The organism is Actinomycetospora flava, from assembly GCF_037400335.1.
GTDB classification, from domain to species: Bacteria; Actinomycetota; Actinomycetes; order Mycobacteriales; family Pseudonocardiaceae; genus Actinomycetospora; species Actinomycetospora flava.
In genome coordinates, this window is the sequence record NZ_JBBEGM010000006.1 from 152,837 (window position 1) to 168,936 (window position 16,100).

12 protein-coding genes are annotated in these 16,100 nt (G+C 77.6%); 6 read left to right on the forward strand and 6 right to left on the reverse strand.

Annotated elements, in window-relative coordinates:
• Nucleotides 1-36: 36 nt before the first annotated feature.
• Genes WCD58_RS16010 through WCD58_RS16020 form a run of 3 tightly spaced genes read left to right on the forward strand, consistent with a single transcriptional unit; the run spans nt 37 to nt 2,430 of the window.
• Complete coding sequence (locus WCD58_RS16010; protein WP_337704055.1) at nt 37-294, forward strand: hypothetical protein; 258 nt, start codon at nt 37-39, stop codon at nt 292-294.
• The gene (locus tag WCD58_RS16015; RefSeq protein WP_337704056.1) at nt 239-1,777 is read left to right on the forward strand and encodes a sensor histidine kinase; all 1,539 of its coding nucleotides are present in this window, start codon (nt 239-241) and stop codon (nt 1,775-1,777) included. Before WCD58_RS16010 ends, WCD58_RS16015 begins: the two co-directional genes overlap by 56 nt.
• Nucleotides 1,774-2,430 (forward strand): response regulator transcription factor, encoded by a 657-nt coding sequence (locus tag WCD58_RS16020; protein WP_337704057.1) that lies wholly within the window; start codon nt 1,774-1,776, stop codon nt 2,428-2,430. Before WCD58_RS16015 ends, WCD58_RS16020 begins: the two co-directional genes overlap by 4 nt.
• A gap of 102 nt (nt 2,431-2,532) precedes the next feature.
• Here the strand turns inward: WCD58_RS16020 and WCD58_RS16025 are convergent, their stop codons facing one another.
• Both WCD58_RS16025 and WCD58_RS16030 read right to left on the reverse strand, forming a co-directional pair.
• The gene (locus tag WCD58_RS16025) at nt 2,533-2,904 is read right to left on the reverse strand and encodes a hypothetical protein (protein ID WP_337704058.1); all 372 of its coding nucleotides are present in this window, start codon (nt 2,902-2,904) and stop codon (nt 2,533-2,535) included.
• A gap of 98 nt (nt 2,905-3,002) precedes the next feature.
• Nucleotides 3,003-5,834, reverse strand: a complete 2,832-nt coding sequence (locus WCD58_RS16030; RefSeq protein WP_337704059.1) for an ATP-binding protein — start codon at nt 5,832-5,834, stop codon at nt 3,003-3,005.
• Between the two features lie 86 nt (nt 5,835-5,920).
• Between WCD58_RS16030 and WCD58_RS16035 the strand changes: the two genes are divergently transcribed.
• Nucleotides 5,921-6,385, forward strand: a complete 465-nt coding sequence (locus WCD58_RS16035; RefSeq protein ID WP_337704060.1) for a MarR family winged helix-turn-helix transcriptional regulator — start codon at nt 5,921-5,923, stop codon at nt 6,383-6,385.
• Complete coding sequence (locus WCD58_RS16040) at nt 6,385-8,937, forward strand: PEP/pyruvate-binding domain-containing protein (protein WP_337704061.1); 2,553 nt, start codon at nt 6,385-6,387, stop codon at nt 8,935-8,937. Before WCD58_RS16035 ends, WCD58_RS16040 begins: the two co-directional genes overlap by 1 nt.
• On the opposite strand, the gene WCD58_RS16045 is transcribed toward WCD58_RS16040, so the two are convergent.
• A complete protein-coding gene (locus WCD58_RS16045) occupies nt 8,922-10,004 on the reverse strand; it encodes a class I SAM-dependent methyltransferase (protein ID WP_337704062.1) in 1,083 nt (360 codons plus the stop codon). The two genes, WCD58_RS16040 and WCD58_RS16045, sit on opposite strands and share 16 nt — an antisense overlap.
• A gap of 52 nt (nt 10,005-10,056) precedes the next feature.
• Nucleotides 10,057-11,103 (reverse strand): class I SAM-dependent methyltransferase, encoded by a 1,047-nt coding sequence (locus tag WCD58_RS16050; RefSeq protein ID WP_337704063.1) that lies wholly within the window; start codon nt 11,101-11,103, stop codon nt 10,057-10,059.
• Nucleotides 11,104-11,225: 122 nt separating this feature from the next.
• Here WCD58_RS16050 and WCD58_RS16055 point away from each other — a divergent pair, with 122 nt between their 5' ends.
• Nucleotides 11,226-14,120, forward strand: coding sequence for an ATP-binding protein (locus WCD58_RS16055; RefSeq protein WP_337704064.1), 2,895 nt, complete (start codon nt 11,226-11,228; stop codon nt 14,118-14,120).
• On the opposite strand, the gene WCD58_RS16060 is transcribed toward WCD58_RS16055, so the two are convergent.
• Together WCD58_RS16060 and WCD58_RS16065 are read right to left on the reverse strand one after the other, a co-directional pair.
• Entirely contained in the window at nt 14,076-15,263 is a 1,188-nt protein-coding gene (locus tag WCD58_RS16060) for an MFS transporter (RefSeq protein WP_337704065.1), read from the reverse strand. The genes WCD58_RS16055 and WCD58_RS16060 overlap by 45 nt on opposite strands.
• Nucleotides 15,260-16,030, reverse strand: coding sequence for a PIG-L deacetylase family protein (locus tag WCD58_RS16065; protein WP_337704066.1), 771 nt, complete (start codon nt 16,028-16,030; stop codon nt 15,260-15,262). Before WCD58_RS16065 ends, WCD58_RS16060 begins: the two co-directional genes overlap by 4 nt.
• Nucleotides 16,031-16,100: the final 70 nt, after the last annotated feature.

Consider the following 16,100-nt stretch of genomic DNA (forward strand, 5'->3'; position numbering starts at 1 on the left):
CACCGACGGCTCACCCGCGACGGCCAGGCTGGCCGCATGGCCCGACCGACGCTCGTTGCTGCGCTGCTGATCGCGGGGCTCGCGCTCGGCGCGACCGCGTGCGACACGTCCCCCGGGGTGCCGCTGCCCGCGCCGGTGTCGGTGCCGTCGGTCCCGGGCGGGGCTCCGGCCCCGGCGCCCGAGCAGGACGACGACGGCACCGTGGCCCCGCCGCCCGCCGGGAACCAGGAGGACGGGGATGACGGCGCCGACGACGGAGCGCCCGACGACGGCAACGACGGCGACGACGGCTGACCAGGTCGCCGCCACCCCCCGCCTCGTCCGCTTCCTGCGCGCCCGCGGCGCGCGCGTCCGGATCGTCGCCTGGGTGCTGCTGCTCGTGCTGGGCAGCCTCGCCGTGGTCACCGTCGTCACCTGGCAGCTCCTGATCCGCGCCACCGACGCCCGCATGGACACCGCCCTGCGCACCGAGATCGAGGAGTTCACCGCGCTCACCGCCTCCGGCCGCAACCCCACCGACGGGGCGCCGTTCGCGTCCGTCGACCAGGTGCTCGAGACCGCGATCACCTACAACCTGGCGCGGCCCAACGAGAAGTTCCTCGGTTACCTCGACGGCGTCTTCCGCTACCAGAGCCGCCAGCAGAGCCCGGTGCTGCTGGCCGGCGACCCGGAGTTCGCCCGCCTCGCGGGGTCGGTGTCCGCGCCGGTCGAGGCGCGCTACGAGAGCGCGGCGGGCGAGGTGCGCTACATCGCCGTGCCGGTGACGCTGGCCGGCGACCCGGCGCGCGGGGTCATCGTCGTCGCGTACTTCGCCGACCAGGAACGCTCCGCCGCCGACGACGCCGCGCTGCTCATGGTCGCGGCCGGGGCGGTGACCGCGCTGCTCGCCGCCGTCGCCGCCTGGCTGATCGCGGGCCGCATCCTGCGCCCGGTGCGCGACGTCGCCGACACCGCGCGCGCCATCACCGAGACCGACCTCTCCGCGCGCATCGACGCCTCGGCGGGCACCCGCGACGAGCTCGGCGCCCTGGTCCGCGCGGTCAACGCCATGCTCGACCGCGTCGAGGACGGCGCGCGGGCGCAGCGCCGCTTCGTCGACGACGCGGGCCACGAGCTGCGCACGCCGATCACGATCGTGCGCGGCCACCTCGAGGTCGTCGACGTCGGCGACCCCGCCGACGTGCGCGCGACCGTCGGGCTGGTCGACGACGAGCTCGAGCGGATGAACCGCATCGTGTCCGACCTGCTCGTGCTCGCGAAGGCCGAGCAGCCCGAGTTCGTGCGCCCGGCACCGACCGACGTGCCCGCGCTGCTCGAGGAGACGCTGCGCAAGGCGTCGGGGCTGGCGGACCGGGAGTGGGCGCTGGTCGGAGCTGCCGATCCCCTCGTCGCCGACCTCGACGCCCAGCGGGTGACGCAGGCGCTGCTCGTCCTCGCCGACAACGCCGCCCACCACACCGTGCCGGGCGACCGGATCGTGCTCGGCGCCGGCGCGGACGGCTCCTCGCTGCGGCTCCGGGTCGCGGACACCGGGACCGGCGTCCCCGTCGCCGACCGCGAGCGCATCTTCGCCCGCTTCGCCCGCGGCAGCGGTCCCGTCCGGCGCTCGGACGGCGCCGGCCTGGGCCTCGCGATCGCCGGCGCCATCGCGGGCGCGCACGGCGGGCACGTCGAGGTCTCCGACGGCGTCGGCACCGGCCTGCCCGGCCAGAGCGGCCCGGGCGCCACGTTCACCCTGGTCCTGCCCCTGCGGCAGTCCTCGGAGGCTCCCCGGTGAGCAGCATCCTCATCGCCGAGGACGAACCGCGGATCGCGGCGTTCGTGGAGAAGGGCCTGCGGTCGGCGGGGTTCGCGACGACCGTGGTCGACGACGGCCTCGCCGCCCGCGACCAGGCGCTCGGCGGCCACCACGACCTGCTCGTGCTCGACATCGGGCTGCCCGGCCTCGACGGGTTCGCGGTGCTCGCCGAGCTGCGCGCGTCGGGCTCGCGGATGCCGGTGGTCGTGCTGACCGCCCGCGACAGCGTCGCCGACACCGTCGCCGGGCTCGAGGGCGGCGCCGACGACTACATGGCCAAGCCCTTCCGGTTCGAGGAGCTGCTCGCCCGCGTGCGGCGCCGGCTGGCCGACGCCGGGCCGGGCGAGGTGACCGTGCTGCGCCACGGGACCCTGTCGCTGGACCTGCGCACCCGGCAGGCGACGGTCGACGGGGCGACGGTCGACCTGTCGGCGCGCGAGTTCGTCCTCGCCGAGACCTTCCTGCGCCACCCGGGCCAGGTCCTCTCCCGGGAGCAGCTGCTCTCGCGGGTCTGGGGCTACGACTTCGACCCCGGCTCCAACGTCGTCGACGTCTACGTGCGCTACCTGCGCCGCAAGCTCGGCGCGGCACGGATCACGACGGTCCGGGGCATGGGGTACCGGCTGGCGTGACAGGTGGGGCGGCGGCGCGCCGCCGCCCGTGGAGGCGGTTACCGGCTGGTATCGCTCGCTGGGCGAGCGATACCAGCCAGTGATCAGCACCCGGGGGCCGGATCAGTCGTCCCAGCCGTCGTCATCGTCGTCGTCACCGGGGCCGTCGTCGTCCCGGTCGTCGAGGTCGTCGTCGTCCCGGTCGTCGAGGTCGTCGTCATCCCGGTCGTCGAGGTCGTCGCGGTCGAGGACGCCGTCGTCGTCGTCGTCATCGTCGTCGCGGTCGAGGACGCCGTCGTCGTCATCGTCGTCGTCCACGGGCCCCGCCGGGGCGGGGATCGGCAGGGCCGGGCCCGACCCCGACGCCGGCACGGACGGCACCGACATGGCGACGGGCACCGGCGCGCTGTCGGTCGCCGAGCAGCCGGTGAGGGCCAGCGCACCGCCGAGGGTGGCGAGGACGAGCAGGGAACGGGAGCGGGTCAGCGGGCTCATCGCGGGCCTCCGGTGTCTCGCGCGGGCGTCTCTCGCCCGGCACGGACCAGCGTCGGCGGCGCCCGTGAGGCCCTCGGGAGACGCTCGTGAGGCCCTTCTCATGGAGCGCGCAGGGCCTCCCGGGCCAGGTCGACGAGCCCGTCGTCGTCGCGGACGGCGCCACGGCGTTCGGCGTGGGCGAGGACGTCGTCGCCGAGGCGCGCGGCCAGGGCGTCGCGCAGCGCGGCGAGCCGGGCCGCGTCGGGGCCGAACAGCGCGCCGCCCGACCGTCGCGACGCGAGCCCGCCCAGGAGCTCGGCGGCGAGCTCGTCGCGCCCGGCGTCGGCGAGGATCTCGGCGACGCCGCGCAGGCCGACCCACTGGTGCGTGCGGTTCCCGGTGCCCCGCCAGTGCTCGAGCGACGCCAGCGCCGAGCGGGCCGCGGCGGCCGTGTCCCCGGCGCGGGCGCGCAACGAGGTGACGGTGACGAGCGCGGCCCCGAGCGCGTACTGCTCGCCGGCCTCGCGGGCGAGGCGCACGGCCTCCTCGACCAGCGCCAGCGCGGTCACGGGGTCGGTGTCGGCGCGGACCTCACCGGCGACGTAGGCGCTCCAGGGCACGAGCAGCGGGTCGCCGGCGCGGCGCACCGCGGCGTCCAGCGCGTCCGCCTCCGCCGTGGCCCCGGCGGTGTCGCCGCCGTAGGCGACCGCCAGGAGGCGGGTGAACGCCGCCATGGCCCCGACCCGCAGCGCCGGGCTGCGCTCCGCCTCCGCCGCGGTGCGCGCCGACGCGGCGGCCCGCCCGGCGAAGAGGTCGAGCTCGGCCTGCAGGAACGCGAGCACGGGCGAGCCGGGATCGCCCGCGCGCCCGGCGGCGACGTGGCGCTCCGCGCGCTCGAGGTCCCCGGCGAACCGGGCGCCGCTCGCCGCGACGGCGTGGACGGCCGGGTGTGCCTCTCCGGAGGCCAGCAGGTCGTCCGCCCACGCGAAGATCTCGGGTGTCATGCGGACCTCGGCGACGTCGATCAGCCGCGCCACGATCGCGGCCGCGAGCGCCGGGTCGTGCTCGGTGCCCCACGCGACGGCCGCCCGGATCTCGTCCCACGCCACCGTGACGGCCGCGAGCCGGCGCGCCGACTCCGGACCGACGAGCGCGCCCTCGCGCTCGAGCAGCGCCAGCACGTGGTCGGCGTGGCGGCGCCGGGCCGCCGCGGTGCCGCCCGCCTCGTCGAGACGCTCGCGGGCGTAGGCGCGCACGGTCTCGAGCAGCGCGTAGCGCGACGGCCCGGTGCGCGTGTGGTCGACGGTCGCGGTGACCAGCGACTTGTCCACGAGGTCGGCGAGCACCGCGTCGAGGTCGGGATCGTCGGCGACGTCGCGGGCGGCCGCGAGGGTGAAGCCGCCGGCGAACACGGCGAGGCGGGCGAGCACGGCCTGCTCGCGGGGGTGGAGCAGGCGGTACGACCAGTCGACGACGGCGTGCAGGGTCCGGTGGCGGTCGTCGGCGCCGCGGTGCGGGCTGCGCAGGAAGCGCCGGTGCAGCGGGAGGTCGGCGGCGAGCTCGGCGGGGGAGAGCACGCGCATCCGGGCGGCGGCCAGCTCGAGGGCGAGCGGGAGGCGGTCGAGGCGCCGGCAAACCTCGGTGACCGCGTCCCGGTTGGCGTCGGACAGGACGAACGCCGGGTCGGCGGCGACCGCGCGCTCGGCGAACAGGGCGACCGCGGCGTCCTCGGCCAGCGGCGGGACGGGCCGGACGCGCTCCCCGGGCACGCCGAGGGGTTCGCGGCTGGTGGCGAGCACGGCGACCGTCGGGCAGGCGGCGCCCACGCCCGTGACCAGCGCGGCGACGGCGTCGACGACGTGCTCGGCGTTGTCGAGCACCAGCAGCAGGCGCCGGCCGCGCAGGACGGCGTGGACGCGGTCGCGGGGATCGGTGCCGGACGCGCCGGGCGCGCCGACCGCGGCCACGACCGCCGGCGCGACCTCGCTCCCGGTGGCGACGGCCGCGAGCTCGGCGACCACGACACCGTCCGGGAACGACCCGCCCGCCGCCGCCGCGACGTGCCGGGCGAGCGTCGTCTTCCCGACCCCGCCGGGCCCGACGAGCGTCACCGGCCCCTCCCCGATCACCCCGGTGATCCCCGCCAGCGCCGTGTCGCGACCCAGCAGCGCGGGCCCCGGGGTGGCAGCGAACGGGCCGTTCGCTGCTTCTGGCGCAACGAACGGCGCGTTCGCTGCGGAACCGGGGTGCGAGCCCGCCAGGACCGCCGCTTCCAGCCGGCGGATGCCCTCGCCGGGGTCGAGGCCCAGCTCGTCGGCGAGCACGCGGCGGTACGTCGCGACGGCCGCGAGCGCGTCCCCGGCTCGCCCGGCCCGGTGCAGCGCCTCCACGAGCAGCTCGCGCCGGCGCTCGCGGAACGGCGCCGCGGCCACCAGCTCCTCGAGGCGCGCGACGGCGTCACCGGGGCGTCCGAGGTCGAGGTCGGCCTGCGCCCGGGCGTCCTCGAGGTCGGCGCGCAGCTCGTCGAGGCGGACCGCGACCGGGCGGAACGGCTCCTCGTCGGCGAACTCGGCGAACGCCGGGCCGCGCCAGAGCGCGAGGGCCTCGTCGAGCAAGCCGGCGGCCCCCGAGGCCCGCGCGCGGTCCCGCAGCGCCACGGCGGCCGTCGCGTCGAGCGGCGTGTCCAGCACGTAGCCCGGCGGTTCGGTGCGCAGCGCGCCGTCCCCGAGCACGCGACGGGCCCGCGCGACCGCGCTGTGCAGAGCGGCCTCGCCGTGGTGGGGCGGGTCGTCGGGCCACACGTGGGCGACCAGCCGGTCGACGGCGACCACCCGGCCGGGTTCGAGGGCGAGGACCGCGAGCAGGCGGCGCACGCGGGCCGAGCGGACCGGGACGTCGTCGACCGCGATCGCGCCCAGGACCCGCACCATGGCCATCACGGCCCCCTCCACCCGCGGCCGGAGCGTAGCGCCGCTTGACAGCACACCGACCCGGTGCTTGCATCAATGCATACATTGCAGCGATGCAAGGATCGGCGATGGACGACGAACGCGAGCGCCTGGCGGCCAGCTTCGGCGACATGCGGCGCGCGATGATCCCCGCGTTCCTGCTCGACCTGCTCGGGGCCGTCGAGGGCGGTGACGAGCTGTCGCTCACCCAGCTCGCGACCCTCTACGTCCTCGACGCGGGCGAGCCCGTGTCGCTCGGGGCCCTCGCGGAGCGGGTCGGGCGGTCGCACTCGGCCACCAGCCGGCTCGTCGACGCCCTCGTGCGGCGCGGGCTCGTCGAGCGCCAGGAGCTCCCCACCGACCGGCGGGTCCGCCGGGTGGCGATCAGCAAGGACGGCGAGGGCCTGCTCCGCCGCCTCGAACGCACCCGGGCCGACGCCCAGCTCGAGATCATGAACCGCCTCGACCCCGCGGACCGGGCCCTGGTGGGACGCGCGATGGCCCTGCTCGGCGACGCCGCGGCACCGGGGAACGCGCAGGAGACGAGGCCGTGATGACCGATCTGGTGCTGTCCCTCGACGCGATCGACCCCGACGACCCGGCGACGCTCGGGCGGGTCGGCGGCAAGGCGTCCAACCTCGCCGCGCTCGTCCGCGCCGGCCTGCCCGTCCCCGGCGGCGTCTGCGTCACCACGGACGCCTACCGGCGCGCGGTGGGCACGGCGCTCGACGCCCTGCTCGCGGACGAGACCGACGTCCTCGCCGAGAAGGCCCGCGCCGCCGTGCTCGCCGTCCCGGTGCCCGACGACGTCGCCGACGCCGTGCGCGTCGCGTGCCCCGACGGCCCGGTGGCCGTGCGCTCGTCGGCGACGGCCGAGGACCTGCCCGACGCCAGCTTCGCGGGCCAGCAGGACACCGAGCTCAACATGGTCGGCGCCGACGCGGTGCTCGACGCCGTCCGCCGGTGCTGGGCGTCGCTGTGGACCGACCGGGCCGTCGCCTACCGCGGCGCGCAGGGCATCGACCACGCCGCCGTCACCCTCGCCGTCGTCATCCAGCGGATGGTCGACGCGCGGTGGGCCGGCGTCCTGTTCACCGCGAACCCGGTGACCGGGCGGCGGGGGCAGGCGGTGATCGACGCGGCACCGGGGCTGGGCGAGTCGGTGGTGTCCGGGTCGGTCGATCCCGAGCACCTCGTCGTCGACCCCGACGGCACGATCGCGGAGCGGCGCCCCGGGGCGGGCGGGTCGGTCGTGCGGGCCCGCGCGGGCGGGGGCACCGAGACCGTCGCCCACACCGACGCCGCGGCGCTGCCCGACGCCGACGTGCACGCGCTGACCGCCCTCGGCCGCCGCGCCGAGGCGCTGTTCGGCAGCCCGCAGGACACCGAGTGGGCGATCGACGGCGACGGCACGGCCTGGCTGACCCAGTCGCGGCCGATCACCACGCTCTACCCGCTGGTGCCCGGGCGCCCGGGGCTGCGCCTGTTCCTCTCGGCGAACGTCGCGCAGGGCGTGTTCCGCCCGTTCACCCCGGCCGGGCTCTCGGCGGCACGCCACCTCGCGACGGGCGTCGCGCGCCTGCTCGGCACGCCGGTCGACGACCCGGAGCAGGGCCCGCCGATGCTGTCGGAGGCCGGCGAGCGCGTGTTCGTCGACCTCACCGACCTGCTGCGCAGCCGGGTCGGGCGCGCCGGCGCCCGCGGGGTGCTCGGGGTGATGGAGCGGCGCTCGGCGGAGGTCATCGCGACGCAGCTCGACCGCCCGGAGCTGTCGGTCACCCGCCGCTCGCCGCTCCCGGCGATCCGCCGGGTGGGGCGCCTCGCGGCCCGCTACCGCATCCCCGTGCACGTCGTCGCCGCGTGGATCCGTCCGGCGACGGCCCGCGCGCGGGTCGACGCCCTGGTCGGCGAGGCGGAGCGGGCCCTGCCGGCCCCCGCGGGCGCGACGCGCGAGGAGCGCCTCGACCGGGTGCGCTGGATGCTGACCGACGCCTTCGCCCCCATGGCGCCGCGGATCGCGCCGGCCCCGGCGACCGGGTTCCTCGCGCTCGGGCTCGCCGCGAAGCTCCTCGGCGACCGCGCGCGGCCGGGCGAGCTCGGCACCGTCCTGCGCGGGCTGCCGCACAACGTCACCACCGAGATGGACCTCGCGCTGTGGGACCTCGCGGTCCGCGTGCGGGACGACCCCGCGGCCCTCGAGGCGCTGACCGCGGGTGATCGGCCGCCCGGCCTGGACGCCTTCCTCGCCGTCCACGGTCGCCGCGCGGTCGCCGAGATCGACCTGGGCCTGCCCCGCTGGTCCGACGACCCCGCGCACCTGCTCGGGGTGCTCGCCAACTACGTCCGTCTCGACGACCCGGAGCGCGCGCCGGACACGGTGTTCGCCCGCAGCGCCGCGGAGGCCGAGGCGACGATCGACGCCCTCGCCACGCGGGCCGGCAGCCTGCGCGGGCGCGTGGTGGCGTTCGCGCTGCGCCGTGCCCGTGAGCTCGTCGGCCTGCGTGAGCTGCCGAAGTACTGGCTGGTCACGGTGCTCGCGGCCGCCCGGGCGGAGCTCGCGGAGGTGGGCGAGGAGCTCGCATCGACAGGCCATCTCGAGCACCCCGACGACGTCTTCTTCCTCGGGATCACCGAGGCCGGCGAGGACGTCGATCGCCGGGACCTGGTGCGCACGCGGAAGGCCACCTACGACCGCGAGCTGCGCCGCCGCCACGTGCCCCGGCTCGTGTTCTCCGACGGCACCGAGCCCGAGGCGCTGGGCGACACCGGCGAGGCCCCGGACGGCGCGCTGACCGGGGTCCCGGCCTCGGCGGGCACGGTGACCGGCCGGGTGCGGGTGATCCTCGACCCGCAGGGCGCGCACCTGGACCCCGGCGACGTGCTGGTCTGTCCGTCGACCGACCCCGGCTGGACGCCGCTGTTCCTCACCGCCGGCGGGCTCGTCATGGAGATGGGCGGGTCGAACTCGCACGGCGCCGTCGTCGCCCGTGAGTACGGGCTGCCCGCCGTCGTGGGGGTCCGCGACGCCGTCGCCCGCCTCGCCGACGTCCCGTGGGTGCGGGTCGACGGGACCAACGGGCGGGTGGAACCTCAGGACAACCTGTAGAAGCGGAAGATCTCCGCGTCCAGCTCCTCGAGCACCTCGACCGTCGAGAACCCCGCCTCCCGGGCGTAGGCCTCGAGCGTGTCCCGGCGCATCACCGTGCCGGTGGCCGCCGAGCCGGGTGTCGACAGGCCGTCGGGCAGGCAGCACATCAGCGAGAAGCCGTAGAACAGCCGCTCGACCTCGTCGCCGTCGGGCGCGAAGGCGTCGGCCACCTTCTCGTCCATGATCAGCACGGTGCCACCCGGCGCCACTGCCCGGCGCATCGCGGCGAGCACACCGACCGGGTCGGGCATGTCGTGGACGCACTCGAACGCGCAGACGAGGTCGTAGGCGCCGGCCTCGGCGGTCTCGATGCCGGCGTGACGGACCGCGACCCGATCGGCCACGCCCTCGCACGACGCGTTCCGCCGCGCCGCCTCCACCGAGGCCGCGTCGACGTCGAACCCGTCGACCGTCGCCGCCGGGTAGGCCCGCGCGATGCCGATCGCCGACCAGCCCTCGCCGAGGCCCACGTCCGCCACCCGGCCGCCGGCGCGCAGGGCGCGGTCGACGTCGCCGAGCAGCGGCAGGTGGTCGCGGCACAGGGCGTCGCGCAGCAGCGGGCGGTTCTGGGCGGCCTGGCCCTCGCGGGCGTCGTCGCCGAACGTCTCCCAGCTGACGCCGCCGCCGGTGCGGTAGGCCTCGAGCAGGTCGTCGATCCGGCGCAGGCTCGCGACGAGGATGCGCGCGAACGGCGTCATGATCGCCTCGTCGTCGAGGTCGGCGAGCACCGGGACGTGCTCGGCCGGCAGCGTGAAGCGGCGGGCGTCGGGCGCGGCGGCGGGGTCGTCGACGGTGAGCATGCCGCTCACCGCCTGGTACTCCAGCCACTCCCGCGCGTACCGGGCCGCGGTCCCGGTGCGCGCGGCGAGCTCCGGCGCGGTGGCCGGGCCGTCCTGCGCCAGCGAGCGCCACCAACCGAGCCGGTCGCCCAGGTAGAGCGCGGTGGTGTGCTCCATGCCGAGGATCCAGCCGAAGACGGTCTCGCCGCAGGCTTCGGTCGTGTGTCGGTTCTCGAGAGTCGTCATGCCGGGAACCGTGGCGCCGGAGCCTGTCGCCCCGCTGCCGTTCCGCTGTCACCTACGGGCGCACCTCGTAGACGAGGTTGAACGGCGTCTCCGCGGCACGGCGGAAGCGCGTGAACCCGGCGGCGGTGACCACGTCGCGGATGGCCGACTCGCCGGCCTGCGCGCCCAGCGCGTAGCCGCCGGGCTGCGAGAGGCCGTTCGGCACGCAGAGCAGCGTCGACGCCGCGTAGTACACGCGGCCGACCGGCGTGAGGTTCTCCTCGAGGGTGTCGCCGGCGAAGGGCTCGACGAGCAGCCACGTGCCGTCCGGGGTCAGCGCGTCGTGCACCCGGCGGGCGGCGCCGACGGGGTCGCCCATGTCGTGCAGGCAGTCGAACATCGTCACGAGGTCGTAGCCGGTGCCCGTGAAGCCCTGGGCGCCGGTGACCTCGAACGTCACCCGGTCCCCGACGCCGGCGTCCGCGGCCTTCCTGCGGGCGAGCGCGATCGACGTGTCGTGATAGTCCGAGCCGGTCACGGTGCTGCGCGGGTAGGCCTCGGCCATCAGCACCGAGGTGGTGCCCAGGCCGCAGCCGACGTCGGCGATCCGCGCACCCGCCTGCAGCCGGCGCTCGACCCCGTCCAGCGCCGGGATCCAGTGGGGTACCAGCTCGGCGACGTAGCCGGGCCGGAAGAACGCGTCCACCCCGACGAACACGTCCTCGTCGTGCTCGTGCCACGGCATCCCCTCGCCGGTCCGGAACGCCTCGGCGACCCGCGGCTCGGCCCGCAGGTAGCCCAGCCCGACCCGGAAGAACGCCGGGACGTTCGGGCCGTCCGGGTCGGCCAGGCAGAACGCCTGCTCCTCGGTGAGGAAGAACGTGCCGCTCGCCGCGTCCCAGGAGACGTAGCCGCCGGCCGCCTGCCCCTTGAGCCACTCCGTCACGTACCGCGTCACGCACCCCGTGCGCTCGGCGAGCTCCTCCGGGGTCGCGGGCCCGCGGGCCAGCTCGCGGTACAGGCCGAGCCGGCCGCCGATCACCACCTGTCCCGCGGACCCCGTCGCGCCCATGTCGCTGACGACCCGCCCGAGGAACTCCGTCACCTTGTCCTGGTCCATCGCGGCCTCCTGACCGTCGTGCCGGCTCCTGCCGGTGCGGTCAGCGTCGGGCGGTGGGCTCACAACCCGCTGTCGGTGCGCTGGCAGCGGTCCTACCCTCGGTGTCGCCCGGGATGTGAGGGATGAGCGTGGACGTCGAGTTCGGCGTGCTCGGGCCCGTCGAGGTCCGGCACCGTGGACACGTCGTCCCGCTCGGCGGCACCCGGCCACGCACCGTGCTCGCGCTGTTGCTCTGCGCCGACGGCCACCCGGTCTCCGACGAGCGCCTGATCGACGCGCTGTGGGGCGACGACCCGCCGGACCGCGCCCGCGGCCGCCTCCACACCACCGTCTCCCGGCTCCGCGCATCCCTGGGCGACCTCGGCACCCGGCTGCGTCGCGAACCCGGCGGGTACCGCCTCGTCGTCGGGCCCGACGAGCTCGACCTGCACCGCGCCGAGCACCTCCTGCGCCGCGCCCGCTCCGCGCGCGGCACCCCGGAGGCCACCGGGCTCCTGCGCGACGCGATCGCGTGCTGGCGCGGGCCCGGGCTCGCGGACCTCGCCGACCTGCCCGGCACCGAGACCAGCGGGCTCGCCGCCGACCGGGTCCGTTTCGACGCCCTGCAGCACACCGCCCGCGCGGAGCTGCTCGACGCCGAGCTCGCCGCCGGCCGCCACCACGAGGTGCTCCCCGACGCCGAGCGCGCCGCCGCGGCCGAGCCCCTGCGCGAGCGCCCGCACCGCCAGCTCGCCACCGCCCTGTCCCGCGCGGGCCGCACCGTCGACGCCCTCGCCGTCCTGCGCGGCTACCGCGCCCGCCTCGCCGACGAGGCCGGCCTCGACCCGAGCCCGGAGCTGGGCGCCCTGGAGGCGGCGGTGCTCGCCCAGCAGGAGTCGCCGCCCGTCGCGGAGGCCCTGCCGGCGGCGCCGGAGGTCGCGCCCGGCCTGCTGCGCTGGTCGACGACGACCCTGCACGGCCGCGACGCCGACCTCGCCGAGGTCCGCCGGCTGCTCGCCGGCGTCCGTGTCGTCACGCTGGTCGGTGCCGGCGGGGTGGGCAAGACGCGGGTGGCGCGGGCCGCGGCGACCGCCGAGACGGGCCGCCCGGTGGCCCTCTGCGAGCTCGACGCGGTCACCGGGCCCGGCGCCGTCGGGTGCGCGATCGCCGACGCGCTGGGGTTCCCCTCGCTCGAGGCGGCGGGCCAGGCGCTCGGCAGCGCGGAGCGGCTGCTCCTGCTCGACGACTGCGAGCACCTCCTCGACGCCGTGGCCCCGGCCGTCCACCGGCTCCTGGCGCGCTGTCCCGGGATCACCGTGCTCGCCACCAGCCGCGAGCCGCTGGGGCTGCCCGAGGAGCACGTCCTCGCCCTCGGCACCCTCGACCTCCCCGGCGGCGACGACCCGGCGTCAGTACGCCGCAGCCCGGCCGCCCGGCTCCTCGCCGAGCGCGCGGCGGCTTGCGGGGCCCGCCTCGACCTCGACGCCGACGCCGTCGTGGTGGCCACCCTGTGCCGGCGCCTCGACGGGCTCCCGCTCGCCCTCGAGCTCGCCGCCGTCCGGCTGCGCAGCCTCACCCCCGAGGAGGTGCTCGAGCACCTCGACCGACGGCTGCGCCTGCTCCGGCGCACGGACACGTCCGGGCCCGCCCGGCACCGCAGCCTCGACGCCGCCGTGGCCTGGTCCCACGACCGGCTCCCGGAGCCGACCCGGCGCTTCTTCGCCCGCCTCGGCGTGTTCGCGGGACGCTTCACCGCCGACCACGCGCACGCGGTGGCCGGCGAGGACGGTGACTTCCTCGGCACCGTCGACCGGCTCGACCGGCTGGTCGCGGCGTCGATGCTCACCGTGCAGCAGCGGGCGGGCCGCACCTGGTACGCGCTGCTCGCGACCATGCGCCGCTTCGCCCGCGACCGCCTCGAGGAGCGCGGCGAGCAACAGGCCGTCCGCGACCGCTGGGTCGACTCGGTCCTCGCCGCCGCCGTCGACGCGCGCGACCGCATGGTGCACGCCTGGCCCGCCGACCTCATGGTCACGCTGCAGAACCTGCACACCGACGTCGCCGACGCGCTGCGCTGGTGCGTCGCCCACGACGAGGGGCCCGACCGGGCGCTGCCGCTGTTCGTCCCCATGTGCAGCGTGCTCAAGAACCGCAGCGCGATGCCCGTGGCCGAGCTGGGCGACGTCGTGCTGCGGCGCTGGCCGGAGTCCTCGGGGCGCTCGCGCAGCGAGGCCGCGGCCGCCGCCGCGGTCGCGCACGTGCTGCGGGGCTCGGTGGAGCGCGGGGCGGCACTCGCGGAGGAGGCGCTCGCGGGGTCCTCGCCCCTGGCCGGGGTGAACGCCCGGCGCGCGCTGTTCTTCCGGGCCCGGATGGCGGGGCGGGACGCCGAGGCGCTGCGGTGGGTCGAGGAGGCGCTCGCGGTCGCGGCGGCCCACGACATGGCGCCCTGGCACACGGAGCTGCTCACGTTCCGCGCCGTCGCGCTCGCCGCGACCGGGCGCCTCGACGCGGCGATCGCCCAGGCCGAGGACGCCCACCGCGGGGCGCCGGGGATCGGGAGCCCGGCGCTCGTCGCCTGGGCGGCCGCCGTGCGCGGGTGCCTGCTCGCGGGGCCGGACCCGCAGGCGGGGCGCACGGCGTCCGACGCCGCGGCGCGCGCCTGCGAGGAGCTCGACTACCCCATCGGGGCCGGGGTCAGCCGCCGCACGCTGGGCGCGCTGGCCCTGCGCGACGGGACGCCGGACGAGGCGCGCGAGCACCTGCGCCGCGCGCTCGACGCCTACGCCGGCCTCGGCTACGCCTCCGAGGTCGCCCACAGCCTGCGCTGGCTCGCCCGCCTCGCCGCGGCGTCCGACCGCCCGGACACGGCCGAGGTGCTGTTCCGCGCCGGCGGCCCGGGTCGCGGCGACGTGGTCGAGGACGTCCTGCGCCCCGCCGGACGGCCGCCGGCCCCGGAGACGGAGCCTGCGGAGCTCGACCATCGGCTCGGCCCGTCACCCCCGCTGACCGAGGCCCTCGCGCTGGCCCGCGCGCTCTGAGCTGCGCGCCGACAGGAACACCGCGCACCCCGTGACGCCGAGGGCGGCGGCCACGGCGATCCCCGCCGAGGGGCTCCCGGCGGCGTCGGCGGCGACCCCCGCCAGCGCCGGGCCGAGCAGGGCGCCGGTGCCGGCGGCGAGGTGCATCGTCCCGAGGCGCAGGCCGAACCCGGCGACCCCGAAGAGCTCGGCGACCGCGGCGCCGCTGACACCGACGAAGGCGCCGTGGCCGAGCCCGAACACCACGGCGAAGGCCGCCAGACGGACCGACGACCCGTCGGCGAGCAGCCAGCCCGTCACGCTCGCCACCAGCGCGGCCCCGCCCACCCGGCACACCGTCCAGGCGCCCCACCGGGCCACGGCCGGCACCGCCGCGAGGCGCGCGAGCAGGCTCGCCGTCCCCGCCACGGCGACCAGCACGGCGCCCGTGGCGAGGGCGGCGCCGCGCATCGTCGCGAACGAGGCCAGGTGCACGAACGGCACGAACATCGCCGCGCACACCCCGACGGCGCCGAGCACGAAGCGGCGGAAGGCCGGGTCCGCCAGGGCCGTGCGCAGACCGGCCGTGGTCGCCGTCGCGTCCCCCCTGCCGACCGGAGTCGCCGGCACACACACGCCGACGACCACCGCGGCGATCACCGCCAGCGCCACGGCCGTGCCGCGGACCCCGAGCGCGCCGACGAGCGCGACCGTCACCGGCGGGGCCACGACGGTCGCGAGCCCCGCCCCGGCGGAGGCGACGACCAGCGCCGCGGCCCGGTGCCGCGCGAAGGCGGCGCCGACCGCGGTCTGCAGCGGCACGAACAGGCACCCCGCCCCGCCGCCGACCCCGAGGGCGAACCCCGCCGCGGCCACCGGGAACGACCCGGTGCGGGCGAGGACGAGCAGGCCGGCGGGGATCGCGACGGCGCCGAGGACGACGAGCGGCCGGGGCCCGTGGCGCTGGCTCCACGGCCCGGTGACGACGCCGAGGCCGAGCGTCAGGGCCAGGGTGGCGGCCAGCATCCCCGCCACGGCGCTGCGCGGGACCCCGAACTCCGCGGCGACCGGCCCGACGAGCGGGCCGGTCCCGGTCGCGAGCCCCAGGCCCACGCTGGTCGCGGCGACGGTGGCGGCGAGCAGACGGGCCGGGGACGCGGTCACGACCCCACCGCCGGCCGGAAGTACTCCCCCGCGACCGACGTCTCGTACCGCGCGGACCCGACCGCCGCCTCGAGCGAGGCGGTCTGCGTGGCCTGGGCGCGCAGGGCGGCGACCTTGCGTGCCAGCAGCTCGCCCTCGAGCTCCAGCTCCACGGCCAGCCGGTCGGACGGGTACGGCGCGAACGCGTCGTCGCCGTCGTCCATCGGCTCCACGAACTCCCCGAAGCGCGAGACCCAGAGGTCGGTGACGCAGGCGTGGAGCACGCGCGGCGCCGTCGCGACCTGACCGACCGCGCGCCCGGTCCACGCCGACACGGCGCGGTGGTCGGGGTGGCCGGTGAGCCCGTCGGGCCCGAAGGTCAGCACGGTGTCCGGCCCGACCTCGGCGAGGACGGCCGCGAGCTCGTCGACGGTGTCCCCGCCGGGGTCGCCGACGAGGGCGCCGTCGAGGTGGCAGCGGCCGCGGGCCTCGCCGAGGAAGCGGTGCTCGATGGTGTCGCCGAGCGCCGCCATGCTGGCCACGATCTCCTCGGACCGCCGGGCGGCGAGGCGTGCGGGCGGCCAGCGGGCCGGGTCGTCGGTGCCGTGCTCGCCCCGGGTGGCCGTGACCACGACGACCCGCTGCCCGCGGGCCGCGGCGGCCGCCATGAGGCCGCCGGACAGGTACACCTCGTCGTCGGGGTGGGCCCAGACGCCGACGATCGTGCCGAGGCGATGCACGGCGTCGACGGAGCGGATCACGGGCGCGCGCGTGGTGGTGACGGACATGGCGGTCTCCTCCTGGTCTCGGATGCCTCCGAGCATCGGGAGGACGCCTGTCAGCGCGCGGGCACGCCGC

Bases quoted from the DNA above. Each gene is read 5' to 3' on its own strand.
- WCD58_RS16010 (WP_337704055.1), top strand. From the start codon at position 37: ATGGCCCGACCGACGCTCGTTGCTGCGCTGCTGATCGCGGGGCTCGCG.
- WCD58_RS16015 (WP_337704056.1), top strand. From the start codon at position 239: ATGACGGCGCCGACGACGGAGCGCCCGACGACGGCAACGACGGCGACG.
- WCD58_RS16025 (WP_337704058.1), bottom strand. From the start codon at position 2,904: ATGAGCCCGCTGACCCGCTCCCGTTCCCTGCTCGTCCTCGCCACCCTC.
- WCD58_RS16035 (WP_337704060.1), top strand. From the start codon at position 5,921: ATGGACGACGAACGCGAGCGCCTGGCGGCCAGCTTCGGCGACATGCGG.
- WCD58_RS16040 (WP_337704061.1), top strand. From the start codon at position 6,385: ATGACCGATCTGGTGCTGTCCCTCGACGCGATCGACCCCGACGACCCG.
- WCD58_RS16045 (WP_337704062.1), bottom strand. From the start codon at position 10,004: ATGACGACTCTCGAGAACCGACACACGACCGAAGCCTGCGGCGAGACC.
- WCD58_RS16050 (WP_337704063.1), bottom strand. From the start codon at position 11,103: ATGGACCAGGACAAGGTGACGGAGTTCCTCGGGCGGGTCGTCAGCGAC.
- WCD58_RS16055 (WP_337704064.1), top strand. From the start codon at position 11,226: ATGAGCGTGGACGTCGAGTTCGGCGTGCTCGGGCCCGTCGAGGTCCGG.
- WCD58_RS16065 (WP_337704066.1), bottom strand. From the start codon at position 16,030: ATGTCCGTCACCACCACGCGCGCGCCCGTGATCCGCTCCGTCGACGCC.